Origin of the sequence: Diplocloster agilis (assembly GCF_019042275.1) — a bacterium.
Classification (GTDB): Bacteria; Bacillota; Clostridia; order Lachnospirales; family Lachnospiraceae; genus Diplocloster; species Diplocloster agilis.
Window position 1 is genome coordinate 37,103 of the sequence record NZ_JAHQCW010000025.1, and the last position, 19,291, is coordinate 56,393.

15 protein-coding genes are annotated in these 19,291 nt (G+C 49.0%); 14 read left to right on the plus strand and 1 reads right to left on the minus strand.

The features are described 5' to 3' along the window. Positions 1–268 precede the first annotated feature (268 nt). Positions 269–1,285 (plus strand): LacI family DNA-binding transcriptional regulator, encoded by a 1,017-nt coding sequence (locus tag KTH89_RS14715; protein ID WP_238722214.1) that lies wholly within the window; start codon positions 269–271, stop codon positions 1,283–1,285. Between the two features lie 203 nt (positions 1,286–1,488). Continuing rightward, positions 1,489–1,875 (plus strand): hypothetical protein, encoded by a 387-nt coding sequence (locus KTH89_RS14720; protein ID WP_158346277.1) that lies wholly within the window; start codon positions 1,489–1,491, stop codon positions 1,873–1,875. Between the two features lie 80 nt (positions 1,876–1,955). Here KTH89_RS14720 and KTH89_RS14725 read toward each other — a convergent pair whose 3' ends face one another. After that, positions 1,956–3,101, minus strand: coding sequence for an ROK family transcriptional regulator (locus tag KTH89_RS14725; protein ID WP_238722215.1), 1,146 nt, complete (start codon positions 3,099–3,101; stop codon positions 1,956–1,958). 337 nt (positions 3,102–3,438) lie between these two features. Here KTH89_RS14725 and KTH89_RS14730 point away from each other — a divergent pair, with 337 nt between their 5' ends. The 12 genes from KTH89_RS14730 to KTH89_RS14785 all read left to right on the plus strand — a co-directional run bounded on the left by KTH89_RS14730 (position 3,439) and on the right by KTH89_RS14785 (position 19,290). Continuing rightward, complete coding sequence (locus KTH89_RS14730) at positions 3,439–4,275, plus strand: alpha/beta hydrolase (RefSeq protein ID WP_238722216.1); 837 nt, start codon at positions 3,439–3,441, stop codon at positions 4,273–4,275. Continuing rightward, positions 4,272–5,297, plus strand: a complete 1,026-nt coding sequence (locus KTH89_RS14735) for a zinc-dependent alcohol dehydrogenase family protein (RefSeq protein WP_238722217.1) — start codon at positions 4,272–4,274, stop codon at positions 5,295–5,297. The genes KTH89_RS14730 and KTH89_RS14735 overlap by 4 nt, the downstream gene beginning before the upstream one ends. A 59-nt stretch (positions 5,298–5,356) precedes the next feature. Then, positions 5,357–6,412 (plus strand): sugar ABC transporter substrate-binding protein, encoded by a 1,056-nt coding sequence (locus KTH89_RS14740; protein WP_238722218.1) that lies wholly within the window; start codon positions 5,357–5,359, stop codon positions 6,410–6,412. A 92-nt stretch (positions 6,413–6,504) separates the two neighbouring features. Beyond that, positions 6,505–7,989 carry a sugar ABC transporter ATP-binding protein gene (locus KTH89_RS14745; protein ID WP_158346287.1) on the plus strand — a complete coding sequence of 495 codons (1,485 nt, stop codon included), beginning with the start codon at positions 6,505–6,507 and terminating at the stop codon, positions 7,987–7,989. Between the two features lie 15 nt (positions 7,990–8,004). Next, on the plus strand, positions 8,005–8,958 hold the full coding sequence (locus tag KTH89_RS14750; RefSeq protein ID WP_158346289.1) for an ABC transporter permease: 954 nt from the start codon (positions 8,005–8,007) through the stop codon (positions 8,956–8,958). A gap of 133 nt (positions 8,959–9,091) precedes the next feature. Further along, on the plus strand, positions 9,092–9,877 hold the full coding sequence (gene hisA / locus KTH89_RS14755) for a phosphoribosylformimino-5-aminoimidazole carboxamide ribotide isomerase (protein ID WP_158346291.1): 786 nt from the start codon (positions 9,092–9,094) through the stop codon (positions 9,875–9,877). 204 nt (positions 9,878–10,081) lie between these two features. Then, positions 10,082–11,404, plus strand: coding sequence for a D-alanyl-D-alanine carboxypeptidase family protein (locus KTH89_RS14760; RefSeq protein ID WP_238722219.1), 1,323 nt, complete (start codon positions 10,082–10,084; stop codon positions 11,402–11,404). A 139-nt stretch (positions 11,405–11,543) separates the two neighbouring features. After that, complete coding sequence (hpf, locus tag KTH89_RS14765; RefSeq protein WP_158346295.1) at positions 11,544–12,074, plus strand: ribosome hibernation-promoting factor, HPF/YfiA family; 531 nt, start codon at positions 11,544–11,546, stop codon at positions 12,072–12,074. Between the two features lie 221 nt (positions 12,075–12,295). Then, positions 12,296–13,942 carry a thioester domain-containing protein gene (locus KTH89_RS14770; protein WP_238722220.1) on the plus strand — a complete coding sequence of 549 codons (1,647 nt, stop codon included), beginning with the start codon at positions 12,296–12,298 and terminating at the stop codon, positions 13,940–13,942. 254 nt (positions 13,943–14,196) lie between these two features. Beyond that, positions 14,197–16,764 carry a preprotein translocase subunit SecA gene (secA, locus tag KTH89_RS14775; RefSeq protein WP_238722221.1) on the plus strand — a complete coding sequence of 856 codons (2,568 nt, stop codon included), beginning with the start codon at positions 14,197–14,199 and terminating at the stop codon, positions 16,762–16,764. 106 nt (positions 16,765–16,870) lie between these two features. Further along, positions 16,871–17,996 (plus strand): peptide chain release factor 2 gene (gene prfB / locus KTH89_RS14780; protein WP_408639966.1). Its coding sequence is split into 2 segments (ribosomal slippage): positions 16,871–16,933 and positions 16,935–17,996, totalling 1,125 coding nucleotides; the frame shifts between segments, so codons are not numbered across the junction. An 850-nt stretch (positions 17,997–18,846) separates the two neighbouring features. After that, a complete protein-coding gene (locus tag KTH89_RS14785; protein ID WP_158346301.1) occupies positions 18,847–19,290 on the plus strand; it encodes an ACT domain-containing protein in 444 nt (147 codons plus the stop codon). The last annotated feature ends 1 nt before the right edge of the window (position 19,291 follow it).

Consider the following 19,291-nt stretch of genomic DNA (forward strand, 5'->3'; position numbering starts at 1 on the left):
GTCCCAAACTGAAACGGACATGTCCCAAACTGAAATGGACATGTCCCCAAACTAAAAATACTGTCCTGTGCCTGCATAAGATGCTACAGCTGCGCCAGGGCAGAAAATTTTAGACCAAGCGCAAACGTTTGCTCAAATCAAAGATACTGAGGAAAGGATGAATCCATATGAATCAAATACCAGAATTAACCGTCATGCCGCCCTGCAATGACGTCTCCTTTGAAGAGCAGATCCGCGCCATCTGCTGTTACATACACAGGTATACGGTATGAGTTCGAATCTGAAGGATCTCTCCGAATACCTGGGGCTTTCTATATCAACCGTAAGCAGGGCGTTGAACGGAAAAGGGCGGATTTCAGAGGTGACCAGGCAGCGGGTAATGGACGCGGCCAATAAATTATCTTATGTGCCAAATAATATGGCCAGATCGTTAAAGCTCAGCAGCAGTTCCATCGTGGGCGTAATCCTGCCGGATATCACGAATGTGTTCTATCCCCGGATGCTGCAGGCGATAGACAGGGAGCTCAGCTATCACGGCTATAATATGATCTTCTGCAATACCGATGAAGATATTACGAGAGAGCAGATGTACTACGATCTTTTAAAAGTCAAAAATGTCATGGGTATTATTATCTCACAGGCATGCCAGAACGACATCTATGAGCGGGAAAATGAACTTGGAAATGTGGTGTTCGTGGATAATATACCTCGGGTAACCAAAAACAGCTATTCATTTGTGGGGATAGATAACCACAAAGCAGGTTATGAGTTGACGGAAAAACTGATTTCATATGGACATAAGAATATCGTGGCCATCTCAGGAATCGTAGAAGAGACGACAGCCATCGACCGGCTCAAGGGTTTTCGCGATTGTATGCGGGATCATGAACTGCCCTGTGGCGATGAAGATGTATACTATGGCGAATATAACTCAGAGAGCGTATCAAAGTTGGTCGGCCGGATCTTAAGCCGGCCCACGCTTCCCACAGCGATCTATGTACCGAATAACATGCAGGCCTGCGGCACAATCCTTGCTCTTGAGAGGGCGGGACTGTATGTACCGGAGGATATTTCGGTGGTATGCTTTGACGCAATTGATTTTACGGGGCTGGTGCGGCCAAGTCTTACCTGTATATTACAGCCGGTGGAGAAAATGGCCCGGACAGCGGTGGAGCATATCATTCGGAATGCCGAGTCCAAGACAAAATGCCAGATCACCAATTACATACTGAACTATGAATTTTATGAGGGAGGTTCTCTCAAGAAGAGATCACAGGAAAAATAGAATCTGCATTCTTGTGATTCTAATCGGTAAAGAACTAGGCTTCTAATATATATAAATAGCATCTCCAATATGACCTTATACTATAGAATAAGCTTTGTGATTTCCATAAAGAATTCATGTATAAAATAAGGAAAACTGCCCATATTAAAAACAGAAAAGCAAGAACATTGCTGTCTATAGAATATGGAAAAGGAGATACTATTATGAAACAGTTTAAGAAGTTATTCTTAAGTGTGACAGTATTACTTATGATTTGCCTGGCTACGGCCTGCAGCAACGACAAGAAAAATAATAACAACACCACAGATAATGGTACAGGCACCACCACGGAATCCGGAACCAATGCCACAGCGACACCTGCCGCTACCGCAACGCCCGGAACCACCAACAACAGCGCGACCGAAGGAACCGATGCCACCGATAATAATGACGGTACGGCAGGAAACGCTGCCGGAGACATTATCGACGGAGCTGCCGGCGCAGTTGATGAAGCAGTAGACGGCGTTAAGGACGCAGCGGATGATCTGACCGGAAACGGAACCAACGATGGCGTTGAAACGACCGCTACCCCTAACGGAGCAGCACAATAATAAATACGGTAATCCAAAAAAGGACATTGCCACACAAGGCGGTGTCCTTTTTCGCTTTTTCTTAAAATGAGAGTACAAATTCAGATACCCTTCAAAAATTCGTCAATATAGTAAAGAGCACAGCCGATGGTGGCAGACCGTTCTCCGCATATTCCCGGCTTAATAGAGAAATTGTGAAGCGGAAATGGATAATATTCCCGGACAAAATGATAAAGATCCGTAATGTCTTCCTCCCGGATATAGGTTTGAACCAGCCCGCCCAGGATCACATCATTATCAAGGACCGTATGAATATTGCTGATCGCCAGTGCCAGATTCTTTAGATAGGCGGTCCAGATATCCCGACGAATCTTGTCCCCATGCCGCAGATAGTTAAAAAAGCTGTTGAAATCTTCGTCTATGCCAGATTCTTTTATCAATTCTTTCAGACTGTTGGCGGAGCAATACGCTTCGATACAGCCCTTTTTCCCGCAGTAGCAGGGCTTTCCATCCGGCACCATGCACATATGCTCAAAGACGCCGCTTCGGGCTTCCTGTCCGTGATAGATGTGTTTGTTGAGTATTACCGCTCCTCCTAGATTCCGGTTCAGCGATACATAGACACCGTCGGTAATGTCTTTTTGATGCCAAAGCTCGGCAAAGGCGGCAGCTTCAGAATCGTGGATTAAGATACAGGGGAGGGAAATATACCTGGAAAAACTGTCCAGGGACATATCCGTGGCGCCCAGGATCTCCGCATAGGTTGCTTTTTTACCATCCTGAGAGGTAAGACCCTGAATTCCGATGCCCACTCCCAGAATATGTTCCTCGGGATACGGAATTTCCCGGATAAACTGGTTGATCCAGTCCGATAATTTGCGGAAGCATTCTTCCGAGTTGTCAAACTGGAGCATAAGTGAAGACTCTTCCAACGAGTGGCCATACAGATCGATCGCAGATATGTAGGAGATCGATTTTAGAATTTCCACCCCGATCCCAATCCGGGCCGTGTGGACACAGGAGATCATCTGCGCTTTTCTGCCTCCGGTAGACTGATACAGGCCATTTTTTTCGATGAGTCCCATCTCCTCCAGTTCCTTCAGGTTCTGGTTAACGGTGGGCAGACTGAGATTCAGATCGGTGGCAATGGTCTGCCGGGAGGTGATTTTATTATTATAAATGTTTTCAAATACTTTACTTCTGTTGATTTTCTTTAAATCTGTGGATGTTAGGGTTGTTGCATTCAAATGTTTTCACCTCATAAGACTTTTACAAAAGTTGTATATAAAACAATATAACAGTAAGATTGTAAAAAGTCAATCTTTCCTTTAGAAAAGGTCAATATTGCATAACCATCCCTATAACTTTGGTTCTTTATATTTTAATGAATATCGTTTTTTCACTTTACGAGAGTATTTTTATTGAGATTTCAAACTGATTTTATATTTGTTTAGAAAAAATACACAAAAAAATATCCTAAAATTTAGCAAAATTGGGAATTGTTATATGGAATTAATTCTGATAATATAATAATTAGTTTAACAAAACACATTTGCATAAGTGAATTATAAAAGGGAGGAAGAAATGCTACGACATATGTCAATCCCAAAAGAAAACCGAGTCGTCACTTTAGCGTCAGAAATTGTCTATGGGCAGCGCAGCGAATGGTGCGGCGCCACTTACCGGCCGCTGAAATTAAGCTTGATGCGCAGCAGACAGTTTTTTGAATACGACAGGAAAGAAAAGCTGCCGTTGATCGTCTGGTTATGCGGAGGCGGATTTACTACCATGGACCGGAATGTCTGGATTCCGGAACTTGTCTGGTTCGCGAAGAGGGGATACGCAGTGGCAAGCGTGGAATACGGTACTACATGCCGTACCAGGTTTCCGGAACAACTGGAGGATATCAAAGCAGCGATCCGGTTTCTGAGGGCCCATGCTAAAGAATACAATCTGGATCCGGAGCGCTTTGCCCTGGCCGGAGAATCGGCCGGCGGATATCTGAGTCTGCTGGCAGGTGTGACCGGCGAGGACCAAGAGTATAAGACCGGTGGATATGAGGAATTTCCGGAAAATGTGCAGGCGGTTGTGGCTTTCTATCCGGTGACAAAACCATCGGAGATGGATTTTTGCCCGGAGCTTGTACCGGTACCTCCCGATTTTAAACAATATCCCGACATCATGAACTTATTAAAGGATGAGTGCCCTCCGACCATGCTATTGCATGGGGATACGGATACACAGGTTCCGCCCAGACAGAGCGAAGAGCTGTACAGAGCGTTGACCGACCGGGGAATCCCGGCAGAGTGCTGTATATTGGAGGGCGCGGAACACGCCGATGAGCCATTTATACAGGAAGAGACAAAACATATGGTTTTGGAATTTTTAAACAAACATTTAAAGAAAGAAGGCAGACAATGAAAGCAGCAGTATTTTATGGAAAGCATGATATTAAGGTGGAGGAGGTACCGATGCCGCAGGTAGGCGACAGAGATGTTCTGATCAAGGTAGAGGCCTGCGGCATATGCGGAACCGATGTACATATTTTTGAAGGGGATAAAGGAGCGGCAGCCTGTACGCCGCCTACGATTCTGGGACATGAATTTTCAGGAGTTGTCGAAGCGACAGGAAGATTGGTCACAAAAATAAAAGCCGGCGAGAGAGTGAGTGTGGATCCGAATCATTACTGTGGAAACTGTGTGTATTGCCGTGATGGAATCGCACATTTCTGCGAGCACATGACCGGCTATGGAACCACCGTAAACGGTGGATTTGCCCAATACTGCAGCGTAGATGAGAGACAGGTATATCGGTTGGGGAAACACACCAGTTTTGAGCAGGGGGCGATGACGGAACCTTTGGCGTGCTGTCTGCATGGCATTGACCAGTGCGGGATTCGACCCGGCAGCCATGTGGCGGTTATCGGCGGAGGAATGATCGGCCTGCTTATGGTTCAGCTGTCCAAGCTATCGGGGGCGGCCAAGGTTGTACTGCTGGAACCCGTAGAAGGAAAACGCGAAATGGGACATAAAATGGGAGCAGATCTGTGTATAAACCAGATCGGGGCGGATGCCGGAAGGCTGTTGGCAGAACAGGGAATCAGCAGACTGGACACGGTCATTGAATGTGTTGGTAATGTAAATACAATCCGTCAGGCCATAGATCTGGCGGGGAAAAAATCGGTTGTGATGATGTTCGGCCTCACGAAGCCTGACGATGAGCTTACCATAAGGCCTTTTGAAATATTCGAAAAAGAAATCGAACTGAAATCCTCCTATATTAACCCCTATACCCAGAAGAGGGCGTTGGATCTGATTGACTCCGGACAGGTGGATGTACAGTCCATGATTTGTGAAACCGCAGGGCTTGAGGACCTGGCGGACATACTCAGCAGTCCGGAACGAAGATCTATGGGAAAATACGTCGTTTCACCTTGGAATTAAATGGATTTTGAAGTAATGAGGAAAGTTTTAAAAAATATAAAATAAAAAGGAGAAGAAAAATGAAAAGAAAGTTTATGAAAAGTGTGTTGGCAGCTATGGTGGCCGGAATCATGATGACGACAGGATGTACCTCAAAAGCGGAGGAACCTGCAAACTCGGATACTTCTGCAACGCCCCAGGAAACCGAGGCCGGGACGGACGAGAACACGGCAGCCCCTGAAGCGGATCAGGCGGAGGATCAAAAAGGAGATAAAGGCAGTTATAAGATCGGCTATACGATACAGGATCTGGCGAATCCCACCTGGGCAGCCAAGATACAGTATATCACGGAAATGTGCGATGAACTGGGATGGGAAGTCGCGGCGGTGGATAATGGCGCGGATTCCGGAAAGCAGATTACCCAGGTTGAGAACTTTGTGACCAGCGGCGTGGATGTGGTAGTCGTTCAGCCGGCAGATGCGAATTCTCTGACGGATGTGTCAAAGAAAGCCCATGACAAAGGTATCTATATGATGGCGGACGGGGTCTCGTTCCCGGAAGCGGATCTTTCCTATATTAATGATAACTTTACCGTAGGAAAAATGGTGGGGACCGCCTGCGGCGAATGGCTGAACAAAACATTCGGAGAGGATGCCAAGACGGAAGTCGCGATCTATGAATGGCCTTCGATCAAAGAATGTATCGACCGTGTGGACGGCATGAAAGAAGGATTAAAAGAGACGGCTCCGAATGCGCAGGTAGTGGCATCGGCTTCCGCAGCGAATGTAACCGACGGGATGTCGAATGCGGAAAATATTTTGCAGGCTCATCCGGAGGTGAAGGCATTTATGTGTTTTGGCGACGGAGGAGCGTTGGGCGCGAGTGAAGTGCTGGAAGCAAAAGGAACAGGTGCCGACGAAGTGGGTATCTTTTCCATCGACGGAACAGACGAGGCGCTGACAAAGATCAAAAATAACACTCCTTTTAAAATGTCGGTAAGTCTTGGCAGCCCGAAAGGACAGGCGGATGGAATTATGGAGGCGTTAAAGGCGCTTTTTAGCGGCAGCTATGAAGAAGTTTATTATACTCCCAATGAGGTCGTGGACAGCTCCAATGTGGATGAATATCTGAAATAGCGGGAATCATGCGGAGCCTGCCTTATATAGGGCAGGCTTCGCGGCTTAAAAGAACAGGAGGAATCCCAATTTCAGAAGTAAAGGGTGAAGATATGGAAAATAACAACATACTATCGGTTCAGGAAATCGTGAAGGAATACCCCGGTGTAAAAGCTCTTGACAAGGTCAGCCTGGATTTTCGAAAAGGGGAGATCCATGCACTTATGGGAGAAAACGGCGCGGGAAAATCAACACTGATCAAAGTGATTGCCGGTGCGATTCAGCCGGACAGCGGCGCGGTCTACATGGATGGAAAAAAAGTAGATGCCATGGATACAAAGATATCCAAGGATCTGGGCATAGCGATTATTTACCAGGAATTAATGATGGTACCTGCCCTTTCCGTCTCGGAAAATGTCTTCCTGGGATCTGCGGTTCGAAAAGGCGTGATGATCGAGCGGAAAGAGATGGAAAGACGTTCCCGGAAGATATTTGAAGATCTGGGTATCAAAATAGATGTCAGAAAACCGGTCGGTAAGCTGACCGTGGCCTATCAGCAGATGGTCGAGATTGCCAGGGCTCTTTCAAAGGATGCCAGAGTGCTGATTATGGACGAACCATCCGCCGCTTTGACGGAGGAAGAAGTCCAGACTATGCTGCAGTTGGTTTTAAAACTAAAAGAAGCAGGCGTGACTATCATCTACGTCTCACACAGACTGGATGAAGTATTCCAGATTACAGACCGGATCTCTGTGCTGCGGGACGGACAATACATAACCACCCTGAACACAAAGGATACGGATAAAACAGAGCTGATACATTATATGGTGGGCAGGGATCTGAACGAGACATTCCCGGCCAGGAACAGCAGAATCGGAGAAGTAGGGCTGGAGATCAGGAACTTTTCCGGAAACGGAGTGAAGGACATCAGCCTGTCCGTCCGGCATGGGGAGATACTGGGCCTTGGCGGTCTGGTCGGGGCAGGCAGGACGGAGCTGGCACAATTGATCTATGGCCTGAGAAAACCGGAGGCGGGCGAGCTCTACCTGGACGGGAAGCAGACGGCGATCCGTTCCCCGAAGCAGGCGGTACGCTGCGGGATGGGCCTGATCCCGGAAGACAGAAAGCAGCTGGGGCTTTTGCTGGATTTTGACCTGCAGGAAAATATATCTCTGCCGTCCCTGCCCCGGATTTCCAGGGGAATCATGATCAGTAAAAGACAGGAAGGGAAGATGGCCCAAGAACAGCAGACTGCGTTGAATATAAAGACCCCTACCATGAAGCAGAAAGCCAAGAACTTAAGCGGCGGCAATCAACAGAAGGTCGTGTTGGCCAAATGGCTGGGGGCCAATTGCGAATATCTGATTTTCGACGAACCTACAAGAGGAATCGACGTTGGGGCAAAACAGGAAATCTACAAGCTGCTGAATCAGCTGGCCGAGGAAGGAAAATGTATTCTCATGATTTCGTCGGAGATGGAAGAACTGATCGGTGTTTCTGACCGTATTATCGTATTGTGCGAGGGCCGCAAGACCGGAGAGCTATCCAAAGATGAGTTCAGCCAGGATCGTATTCTGTCACTGGCATCCGGGACATAATGAAGGAGGAGAGAGATGAAAGGAATCGCGTTAAAAATAGGAAAATCAAGTAAACTGCCAATTATATTGCTGCTGATTGGCATTATCATATTCTTTACGGTGTTGTCTCCGGCATTCTTAAGTCTTGATAATTTTCTGAATGTATTCCGTCAGATTTCTATGATTGGAATAGCCGGAATTGGAATGATCTGTGTGATGCTGACAGGCGGAATCGATCTGTCCATCAGCGCACAGGTTACACTGGTCAATATTGTCTGTGCATTTATGATGGTAAATATGGGGATGCATCCGGTACCCGCAAGCCTTGCGGCGATTTTAATCACAACCCTGCTGGGAACTTTCAACGGGATTCTGGTTGCCTATGGCAAATTAATACCGCTAATCGCGACCCTGTGTATGCAGAACATGCTGAAAGGATTGAGCTATATTATTTCCAAAGGCCAGCCGATCTTTGGGTTTCCCGAATCCTTTAAGGTGCTGGGACAAGGGTATGTGGGAGCGGTCCCCATTCCGGTAATTGTTCTGATCATTGTGGCGGTCCTGGGGGCGTTTTTCTTAAATAAGACTTATATAGGAAGATATTTTTACTGCATCGGCGGAAACGAGGAAGCCACCAACCTCTCAGGAGTCAATACCACAAAGGTGAAGGTGCTGGCATACAGTGTCTGTGGATTCTTCTCAGGCCTTGCCGGTATCGTCTGGCTTTCCAGAGTTAATTCGGGGCAGCCTACTACCGGGAATGGTTTTGAGTTCGATGTGATCAGCGGTATCGTATTGGGCGGTGTCAGTATTCTAGGTGGCGAGGGAGATGTACTGGGTGCCATTCTCGGAGTGATCGTGATCGGATTGCTGAACAATGGCCTGACCCTTTTGAACGTGGGCGAGTATTATCAGCTTCTGGTGAAAGGTGTCGTTTTGTTGCTGGCCATCGGTATGGACAGTTTCAAGAGAAATTTTAAGAAAAATTAGAGGACAGCAGAAATAGAAAAGTAAATATTTACAATCCCCCTGCCATATAGGATAATAAGTGAAAGATGCTCCACTTCACAAACGGAAATCTGTATAAAACAGTATCGTTTATCAGAAAGGCAGGGAAATGCATATGAAATTTCGTCCATGCATTGACATACATAACGGACAGGTAAAGCAAATCGTCGGCGGAAGCCTGCGGGACCAGGGAGACCAGGCGCTGGAGAACTTCGTATCGGAGCGGGACGCGGCCTATTATGCCAGGTTCTATCAAAAAGACGGGCTTAGCGGCGGACATATTATATTACTGAACCACAAGGAATCCCCTTATTATGAGGCGACAAGGCGTCAGGCGGAGCTGGCGTTAAAAGCCTGCCCGGGAGATTTCCAGGTGGGAGGGGGTATCACAAAGGACAACGCGTTGGAATACCTTCGGATGGGAGCTTCCCATGTGATCGTAACCTCCTATGTATTCCGGGAAGGGAAAATTCAGGAAGAAAATCTGAAGGCCATCAGCCGGCTTGTGGGAAGAGAACATCTGGTGCTGGATTTAAGCTGCCGGAGAAAAGAGGACGGTTATTACATCGTAACGGACCGTTGGCAGAACTTTACGGACGTCAAAGTGAGTCCGGAAACACTGGATGAGCTGGCTGCCTATTGTGATGAGTTCCTGATCCATGCTGCGGACGTGGAGGGCCGGGCGCAGGGGATCGAATATGATCTGGTGGATATGCTGGGATGCTGGGAAGGGATTCCGGTTACTTATGCCGGCGGCGTTGGGAATTTTGACCATCTGGAGCAATTATACATTCTGGGCCAGAACCGCCTGGATGTAACCATCGGCAGCGCGCTGGATCTTTTTGGCGGCTCCATGGATTATAATAGAGTACTGGATTTTTGCGAAGCGTCCAGAGAATAAGAAAAAACGGATCACGGATTAGGAGAATTCTGACAGAATTCTCCATTTTTCGTGCAGTAACGAAAGATTTCACAAAAAGTTAAGAAATTCCGACAAAATTCTCTGCTATAATAAATACGGAAATTTTATTTTACAGATAAGATCCGGTCTTGTTCGCACCGGATTTTTAATACAGGCAGGTTAAAAGGAGATCCCATGTTTCGTATGAAATTTAAATATATCATGGTTTCCATGATCTTATGTTTACTTCTCATAGCTCCCGCGCAGACAGCGCAGGCGGCCGTGCCAACCGCGGAATTCCCGGAAGGATGGCCCCAGGGGCCCGGCGTGGAGGCGGAGTCCGCCATTATCATGGAGGCCAGCACCGGAACGATCTTATATGAAAAGAATAGTCACGAAGAATTATATCCGGCCAGTATCACGAAAATTATGACAACTTTGCTGGCCCTTAATAACAGTTCTCTGAATGATACCGTGACCTTTTCTCATGATGCCGTATTCAGTGTGGGCACCTCGGATGCCAAACTGGGCGGTATCGACGAGGGGGATAAACTCACCATGGAACAGTGCCTCTACGGGGTCATGCTGGCGTCCGCAAATGACGTGTCCTACGCGGTGGCGGAGCATGTGGGGGGAAGCCTGTCCAAATTCGTGGACATGATGAACGAAGAGGCCGAAAAACTGGGCTGCGAAAATACCCATTTTACCAATGCCAGCGGCCTGCCGGATGCGGATCACTACACGACTGCCTACGACATGGCGCTGATCTCCCAGGAGGCCCTCAAAAATCCGGTATTCCGGCAGATCGCGCAAACGATGGTCTACACGATCCCGGCGGATGAGTACTGTCCGGAACCCAGAGCCAGGGCCAATCATCACGAAATGAAGTCCAATGGGAAATATCCGTACGACGGCTGGATCGGAGGAAAGACCGGCTGGACCGCCTCCGCCGGCTATACCCTGGTCACCTTCGCCCACAAAAACAATATGGATCTGATCTGCGTGATTATGAAATCCTCCCAGACGGGTCAATATACCGATACGAAAGCGCTGCTGGACTACGGCTTCCAGAACTTTAAGCGGATGAATCTGTCCGAGGCGGAAGTCCGGCCGGCGGAACAGGAATCGGCTGACAATACACTAAGGCTGGGCGATTTTATGAAAGAACAGCCACTGCTTGGCATCAATCCGGAGGATTACATCGTGATTCCCGGACCGGCCGGCTGGGATCAGATCGAGGCAGTGTTCATACCCGACGCCCAGGATGATGAGACGGCCGGCAGCATGCGTTATACCTATAACGGGTACTATGTCGGTACCGGCCGTGTCGTATTAAACACTGAGAACGCATATCAGTTCCAGGCGTCAACCAATCTAAACCGGAATAATTCCGCGCATGGGATTCTGAAGATCAATCCCTGGATCATTGCAGCTGCGGCCGTCCTGGCTGTCATAATCGTAGTTGTTATTATCCTGTTGTTCAGACGCCCGCGCCGCAGGCGACGGGGACGGAAGCTGAGGTTTTGACGCCCGGGTAAAGTGAGATCGATGCAAAGATCCGGTAAAATGATTGTAAAAAACTGTTAATATGGTATAATAATAATACCATATGTGAATGCGGTAAAACGCTCCAATGTGGGAATAATTCATAAAGGAGTTGAGCATCATGCGTTTTATAATCAGCGGAAAAAATATCGATGTGACAGAAGGTTTAAGAGCAGCAATTACGGACAAGTTAGGAAAGTTAGAAAAGTACTTCACTCCTGAAACAGAAGTTATCGTAACATTGAGTGTAGAGAAAGAAAGACAGAAAATAGAAGTAACCATTCCGGTAAAAGGAAACATTATCCGTTCGGAGCAGGTCAGCAACGATATGTATGTATCCATTGACCTGGTGGAAGAAGTGATCGAGCGGCAGTTAAAGAAATACAAGAACAAGATCGTAGATAAAAAGCAGCAGGCGGCAGGCAACTTCCAGCAGGCCTATATCGACAAGGACTATGAGGAAGACGACGAGATCAGGATTATTCGTACCAAGCGATTCGGTATGAAACCCATGTATCCGGAAGATGCCTGTATTCAAATGGAACTGTTAGGCCACAGCTTTTTCGTTTTCCGTAACGCGGAGACTGACGAAGTAAATGTTGTCTACAAACGAAAAGGAAATACCTACGGGCTGATCGAACCGGAATTCTAAAGGGATAGATCGGAACCGTCAGTAAGCGAATAGAATAAAAGTGCGCTGCCGTTATCAGAGTCAAATCTGAGCGGCAGCGCTTTTTGATGGACCGGAAAACAATGTCAGGGACTGCTTCCGGCTGAAAAAACTCCTCTTTGCCGGAACTCATTCATTTAACCGGCATAATCTATAATTAGGTAAGAACTAATTACCGATGGATAACAAAAGGAGTAATTGAAATGATAGAAATAGATAATACGCGGTTGGTTTCTGCGTCGCGTCCCTTCCTTATATATGAGGGTTCTGATATTACCGGAACCGTTGACGGAAATGCGGGACCGGAGAGCTATTGTGACCTGTCCTACACATCGGCTTCCCGGTATCGGCTGAACAGAGAGGATCACAATCAGATCTTCCAGTTTTTCCTTACTTCACAGGGAAATGAGAGGCTGGCGTACTGCCTTGACAAATTTGCCGACGGCCCTTATGGCGACGTCCCTTATCAAAGTACAACATTCGAAAGCTTGTTCCCAAATGCCACTGCCCGGCAAAAAAGGATGCTGGCGTGGATACTGGCAAACGCGTTTCCCACAGTAAACGCTTCCGATACCTTCGCGCTGGTTGGAGTTGACGACAAAGCCTCTCCGGCTTTGGATGATAACGATGCTTATGCCGTGGTGCAGACAGCCCTGTGGGTACTGCTGGGGCAGATCGCCCCGGACGAAGTACGCTTTATGGACTGTGCCACTGGCGGGACCCATCCCAAGTCCGACCGGCTCCGGGCCGCGGTACTAAAACTTCTGGAAATGGCCGGCAGTTACGCGGACTCCGGTGAAAACGGTAACTCCGGTAACCTGGCGGTATCTTCCGGCGCCTGCCGTAATGAACTGATCAACTGCTGCAACAAAGGCCGTATACCTGATGATACAGCGGCCCCTTACTTCATATTCCGCGGATGTCCCGATGAATTACGCTCTGTATGCGGCCGGGTTATGGTAGGACCATTCCGGCTTTTATCCAACTATAAAGGCCAGCCTCTGATCACGATAGAACCTCTGTGCGCATGCGATGATGATTTCACGGCCACACTTATGGACTTTTGCGGTAACCCGATAACCAATCCGGGGTTAAACCAGGAATTCTATATCGCGCTGCGCATGTGCACGAACAGCTTGTGTTTTCGTGTAAAAGCAACCCTGACCGGAACGATAACCCGTGTAATCACGCTGAAACCCAACAGTACAGCGCTGAACTACCAGCCGATCGGCTCCAGCTCCGAAGATGAGACTGTAACACAGTCTGCTGATATCTGTGTATGCCTGACCAATCCTCAATTAGTAAGTAAGGAGAAAGTCCACGGCGACGGTATTCAAATACTGAATAATAACAATAATAACAACAATAACAATAATAATAACAATAATAATAGCAATGGTAATAATGGAAATGCCGGCGGTATGATATGCGGTATCCAATATCCGCCCTTTTTAGGATGGCCATACTGTATTCCATGGTGGATGTATCCGCAGGGGAACGACCGGCCGCCGTATCCGCCGTACCCGCCATATCCCCCAGAACCGCCGTACCCGCCGTATCCCCCGTTCCCACCATATCCTCCGTTCCCACCGAGGCCTCCGTATCCGCCGGAGCCCTTATGCCCGCCCAAGCCGCCCTGCCCGCCGGAACCCCCGTGCCCGCCTAAGCCGCCTTGTCCGCCGGAACCTCCGTGTCCGCCTAAGCCGCCCTGTCCGCCGGCCCCCCCATGCCCGCCTAAGCCGCCCTGCCCGCCGGAACCGCCCTGTCCCCCAAAACCGCCTTGTATATGTGAACCATGCTGTAAACCGCCTCAATGCCCCATAAAGTCGCACTCCCCTCAGATTCACTGACAACTGCCCGTAAAGAAAGAGCACCTGTACCGAACCATCTACGGAAGACAAAGCCAACTTAAAATCAAACCATAACAAAAGGCCGTAACAATAACAGATACTGTTACGGCCATACTGGCTTGTCTTTGTATAAGTCAAAAATTCCGGGGTATTTCCGCAGAAGTTCACGAGAAGTTTGTTGAATTCACCCTCCGATGGTGTTACAATGTGGTATATGTGACCATATAGAAAGATAAAATAGGAGCGAACAAGGTATGAAATTAATAGAAAAAGTATTTGGTACCCACAGCGACCATGAGCTGAAGCGCATCTATCCGATCGTAGATAAAATCGAAGCTATGAGAGATACGATGATGTCCCTGTCCGATGAAGAGCTGCGGGACAAGACCAGAGAGTTCAAGCAGCGTCTGGAAAGCGGCGAGACGCTGGATGATATCCTGCCGGAAGCATTTGCGACTGTCAGGGAAGCGGCCAGGCGTGTACTGAATATGGAACATTACCGGGTACAGCTGATCGGTGGAATCATCCTTCACCAGGGCCGTATTGCCGAGATGAAGACCGGTGAAGGTAAGACGCTGGTATCCACGCTGCCGGCCTATCTGAACGCGCTGGATGGAAAAGGCGTGCATATCGTAACCGTCAATGATTACCTGGCGCACCGTGACGCGGAGTGGATGGGAAAGGTACATGAGTTCCTGGGCCTGAAGGTTGGCGTTGTGTTAAATTCCATGACCAATGACGAAAGGCGTGTCGCCTATAATTGCGATATCACCTACGTAACCAATAACGAACTGGGATTTGATTACCTGAGGGATAACATGGTAATCTATAAGGCCCAGCTGGTACAGCGGGAGCTGCACTATGCGATCATCGACGAGGTCGACTCCGTTCTGATTGACGAGGCCAGAACCCCGCTGATTATCTCCGGCCAGAGCGGCAAGTCCACCAAACTGTATGAAGTGTGCGACATGTTAGCCAGACGTTTAAAACGCGGTGAGGAGAGCAAAGAATTCTCCAAGATGGACGCCATTATGGGAGAGGACATCGAGGAGACCGGCGATTTTATCGTAAATGAGAAAGATAAGCAGGTAAACCTGACTGCGGAAGGCGTTCGCAGGGTAGAAGAATTTTTCAAAATCGAAAACCTGGCGGATGCGGAAAATATCGAGATCCAGCACAACATGATTCTGGCGCTGCGGGCCCACTATCTGATGTTCCGGGATCAGGATTACGTGGTCCAGGAAGATAAAGTCATCATCGTGGATGAATTTACCGGCCGTCTGATGCCCGGAAGACGTTACTCCGACGGTCTGCACCAGGCGATCGAAGCCAAAGAGCATGTGCAGGTAAAAAGAGAGAGCAAGACCCTGGCGACGATTACATTCCAGAACTTCTTCAATAAATATACCAAAAAATCCGGTATGACCGGTACCGCGCTGACCGAGGAAAAAGAATTCCGTGAGATTTACGGAATGGACGTTGTGGAGATTCCCACCAACCGTCCGGTAATCCGTAAGGACAATCAGGACGCGGTATATAAGACGAAAAAAGAAAAATATAAAGCGGTCATCGACGAGATCGTGGAGTCTCATGCCAAAGGGCAGCCCGTACTGGTCGGCACGATTACCATCGAGACTTCGGAACTCTTAAGCGGCATGCTGAAGAAAAAAGGAATCCAGCACAATGTGCTGAACGCGAAATTCCATGAGCTGGAGGCCGAGATCGTCGCCCAGGCAGGTGTTCACGGCGCCGTGACCATCGCGACCAATATGGCCGGCCGTGGTACGGATATTAAGCTTGACGATGCGGCCAGAGAAGCAGGCGGTCTGAAGATCATCGGTACGGAACGTCATGAATCCAGACGTATCGATAACCAGCTGCGGGGACGTTCCGGACGTCAGGGAGACCCGGGAGAATCCCGTTTCTATATTTCCCTGGAAGACGACCTGATGCGGCTGTTTGGTTCCGAGCGGATGCTGACCATGTTTAATACCCTGGGTGTTCCGGAAGGTGAGCAGATCGAGCACAAGATGCTGTCCAACGCTATCGAAACCGCCCAGAAGAAGATTGAGAACAACAACTTTGGAATCCGTAAAAATCTGCTCCAATACGACCAGGTAATGAACGAGCAGAGGGAAATCATCTACGAAGAGAGACGCCGGGTGCTGGACGGCGAGAGCATGCGGGATTCCATCTACAAGATGATTACGGATATTACGGAAAGTTGTGTAGATACTGTTATAGGAGACGACCAGGATCCGGAAGACTGGAATCTGGAAGAATTAAACCTGATGCTGCGCCAGATCATACCGGTAGCGCCGATCACCCCGGAGAAAGTAGCCGGCCTGAAAAAGAACCAGTTAAAACACAAACTGAAGGAAGAAGGCGTAAAGCTCTACGAGGCCAAGGAAGCGGAGTTCCCGGAAGCAGAGACGCTGCGTGAGCTGGAGCGTGTGTTCCTCTTAAAGGTAATCGACCGGAAATGGATGGACCACATCGACGATATGGACCAGCTGCGCCAGGGAATCGGACTTCAGGCCTACGGCCAGAGAGATCCGCTGGTAGAATATAAGATGGCGGGATACGAGATGTTTGACGTGATGACCGCCAGCATCCAGGAAGATACGGTCCGCATTCTGATGCACATCCGCGTGGAAGAGAAAGCGGAACGTGAGCAGGTAGCCAAAGTGACCGGAACGAACAAAGACAACAGCTCCGTAAAAGCGCCCAAGCGCCGTGAGTCGGAGAAAGTCTATCCCAACGATCCCTGCCCCTGCGGTAGCGGAAAGAAATACAAACAATGCTGCGGCCGCCGGGCTTAAAACAAGACAAAACGGTGAAACAGGCAGCTAACCCATAGGAAGCAGCGAAACCATAGAAAGCAGTTAACCCATACGGCAGGGTAAATACAGGAAAGAAGGTGAAGCAATGGTAGAATTAGATCAATTTAAAGTTACACTCGGCTCATACGAGACTCCATTAGCGGAAGTGAGGGATTCACTTTGACTTAGCAGTCAAAGTGAAGAGAATCGAAGAGCTGGAGCGGGAAATGGAAGCTCCCGGTTTCTGGGATGACACCGACCGTTCCCAGAAGCTGATGAAAGAATTAAAAGGCCTGAAGTCGGACGTAGAGACCTGCCGCCATCTGGAGCAGACCTATGACGATATTCAGACCATGATCGAGATGGGGTACGAGGAAAATGACGAGTCCCTGATCCCGGAGATCCAGGAGATGCTGGACGATTTTTGTTCCGAACTGGACCGGATCCGCATCAAGACCCTGCTCTCAGACGAGTTTGACGGATACGACGCGATCGTCACGCTCCATGCCGGAGCGGGCGGCACGGAATCCTGCGACTGGACCGGCATGCTCTACCGGATGTACTGCCGGTGGGCCGAGTCCAAGGGCTACTCCCTGGAAGTGCTGGACTATCTGGACGGAGACGAAGCGGGGATTAAATCCGTCACCTTCCAGGTATCGGGAGAAAACGCCTTCGGCTATCTGAAATCCGAGAAGGGAGTCCACCGTCTGGTCCGCATCTCGCCCTTTAACGCCGCGGGAAAACGGCAGACCTCCTTTGCCTCCTGCGATGTAATGCCCGATATCGAAGAAGATCTGGACGTAGAGATCAACGACGACGACATCCGGATCGATACCTATCGAAGCAGCGGCGCCGGCGGCCAGCATATTAACAAGACCTCCTCCGCGATCCGAATCACCCACATTCCCACCGGAATCGTGGTACAGTGCCAGAACGAGCGTTCCCAGCACAGCAACAAAGACAAAGCCATGCAGATGTTAAAATCAAAACTCTATATGCTGAAAAAGCAGGAGAATGCAGATAAAATCTCCGACATCCGCGGTGAAATCAAAGAGATCGGATGGGGCAACCAGATCCGCTCTTATGTCATGCAGCCCTACACCATGGTCAAAGACCACCGCACCGGAGAAGAAACCGGCAACGTAGATAGCGTCATGGACGGAAATCTGGACCCCTTCATCAGCGCTTATCTGAAATGGCAGAGCCTTTCGAATAAAAAGACGGCGGAGTGAGGGCCGGAGCGGGCTGTCGTAAGGACCGGCCCGGAGGGCGGCGGCTCAAAAGTAACCGGGGCCATATCGCATCGGCCGTACCTAAGAACGGGTAACTCCGAAGAGGACGAAACCTCTTATTAGCAGGACCCGGGGCAAACTCGCCAAAGTACGGCTCAAACAGTGCCCCGGGTCCTGCGAGGTTTCGCCCTCTTCTGCGTAACCCGTTCTAAGATACGGCCTCTAGCGATATGGTCCCGGTTACTTTTGAGCCGCCGCCCTCCGGGCCGGTCCTTACGACAGCCCGCTCCTACACTACTGCAGTTTGAGATTCAGGTGCTTGTGAGTCAACAGTTGATCTATTCATAATGAAATCTTTCCTTTGTTACATTACGAATTGAAAGCATATAAAGAATAGAAAAATAGAAAAAACAATAACCCGGTCTGTGGAACATGGAAGCCGGCCTTATGAGTTGCAGGGATGAGAGGGAAACGGCGGGGGCCTGGCGGGTGGACGGAACCCCTTGCGGGGCGATATCGCTTGAGGCCGGACCTTAGAACGGGTTACGCAGATGGAGGGAGAACCTCGCAGGGCCCGGGACACTGTCCGAGCCGTTTTTTGGCGAGTTTGTCCCGGGCCCTGCCAATAAGAGGTTCTCCCTCCATCGGAGTTACCCGTTCTTAGGTCCGGCCGAAGCGAATATCGCCCCGCAAGGGGTTCCGTCCACCCGCCAGGCCCCCGCCGTTTCCCTCTCATCCCGGCCCTCATTCCGGCCCTCCCCAAAAAAAGGTTGCATGAAGCCAATAAGTATGATAATATCTTTGTTGGCAGAACAAATGTATTTCCTACGCATACACGAAAGGTGATCATATGGCTGAAGAAAGTAAATATTATCTGGTGAAACGAAAGGCAGTGCCGGAGGTGCTGTTGAAAGTGATCGAGGCAAAGCGTCTGCTGGAGTCGGGAAAGGTCGAAACCGTACAGGAGGCAACGGAAATGTTGGGGATCAGCAGGAGTTCTTTCTATAAGTACAAGGACGATATATTTCCGTTTCATGATAATGTCCGGGGAAAGACGATTACTTTTGTGATGCAGATGGACGATGAACCGGGGTTACTGTCTGAGGTGCTGAAGACCGTTGCGGATTTTCATGCAAATATTCTGACTATCCATCAGAGTATTCCGGTTAACGGCATCGCGTCGCTGACCCTCAGCGTGGATATTTTACCGACAACCGGGGATGTGACGGAAATGCTGGATACGATTGAGCGCAACAATGGAATTCATTATATTAAAATATTAGCTAGGGAGTGAC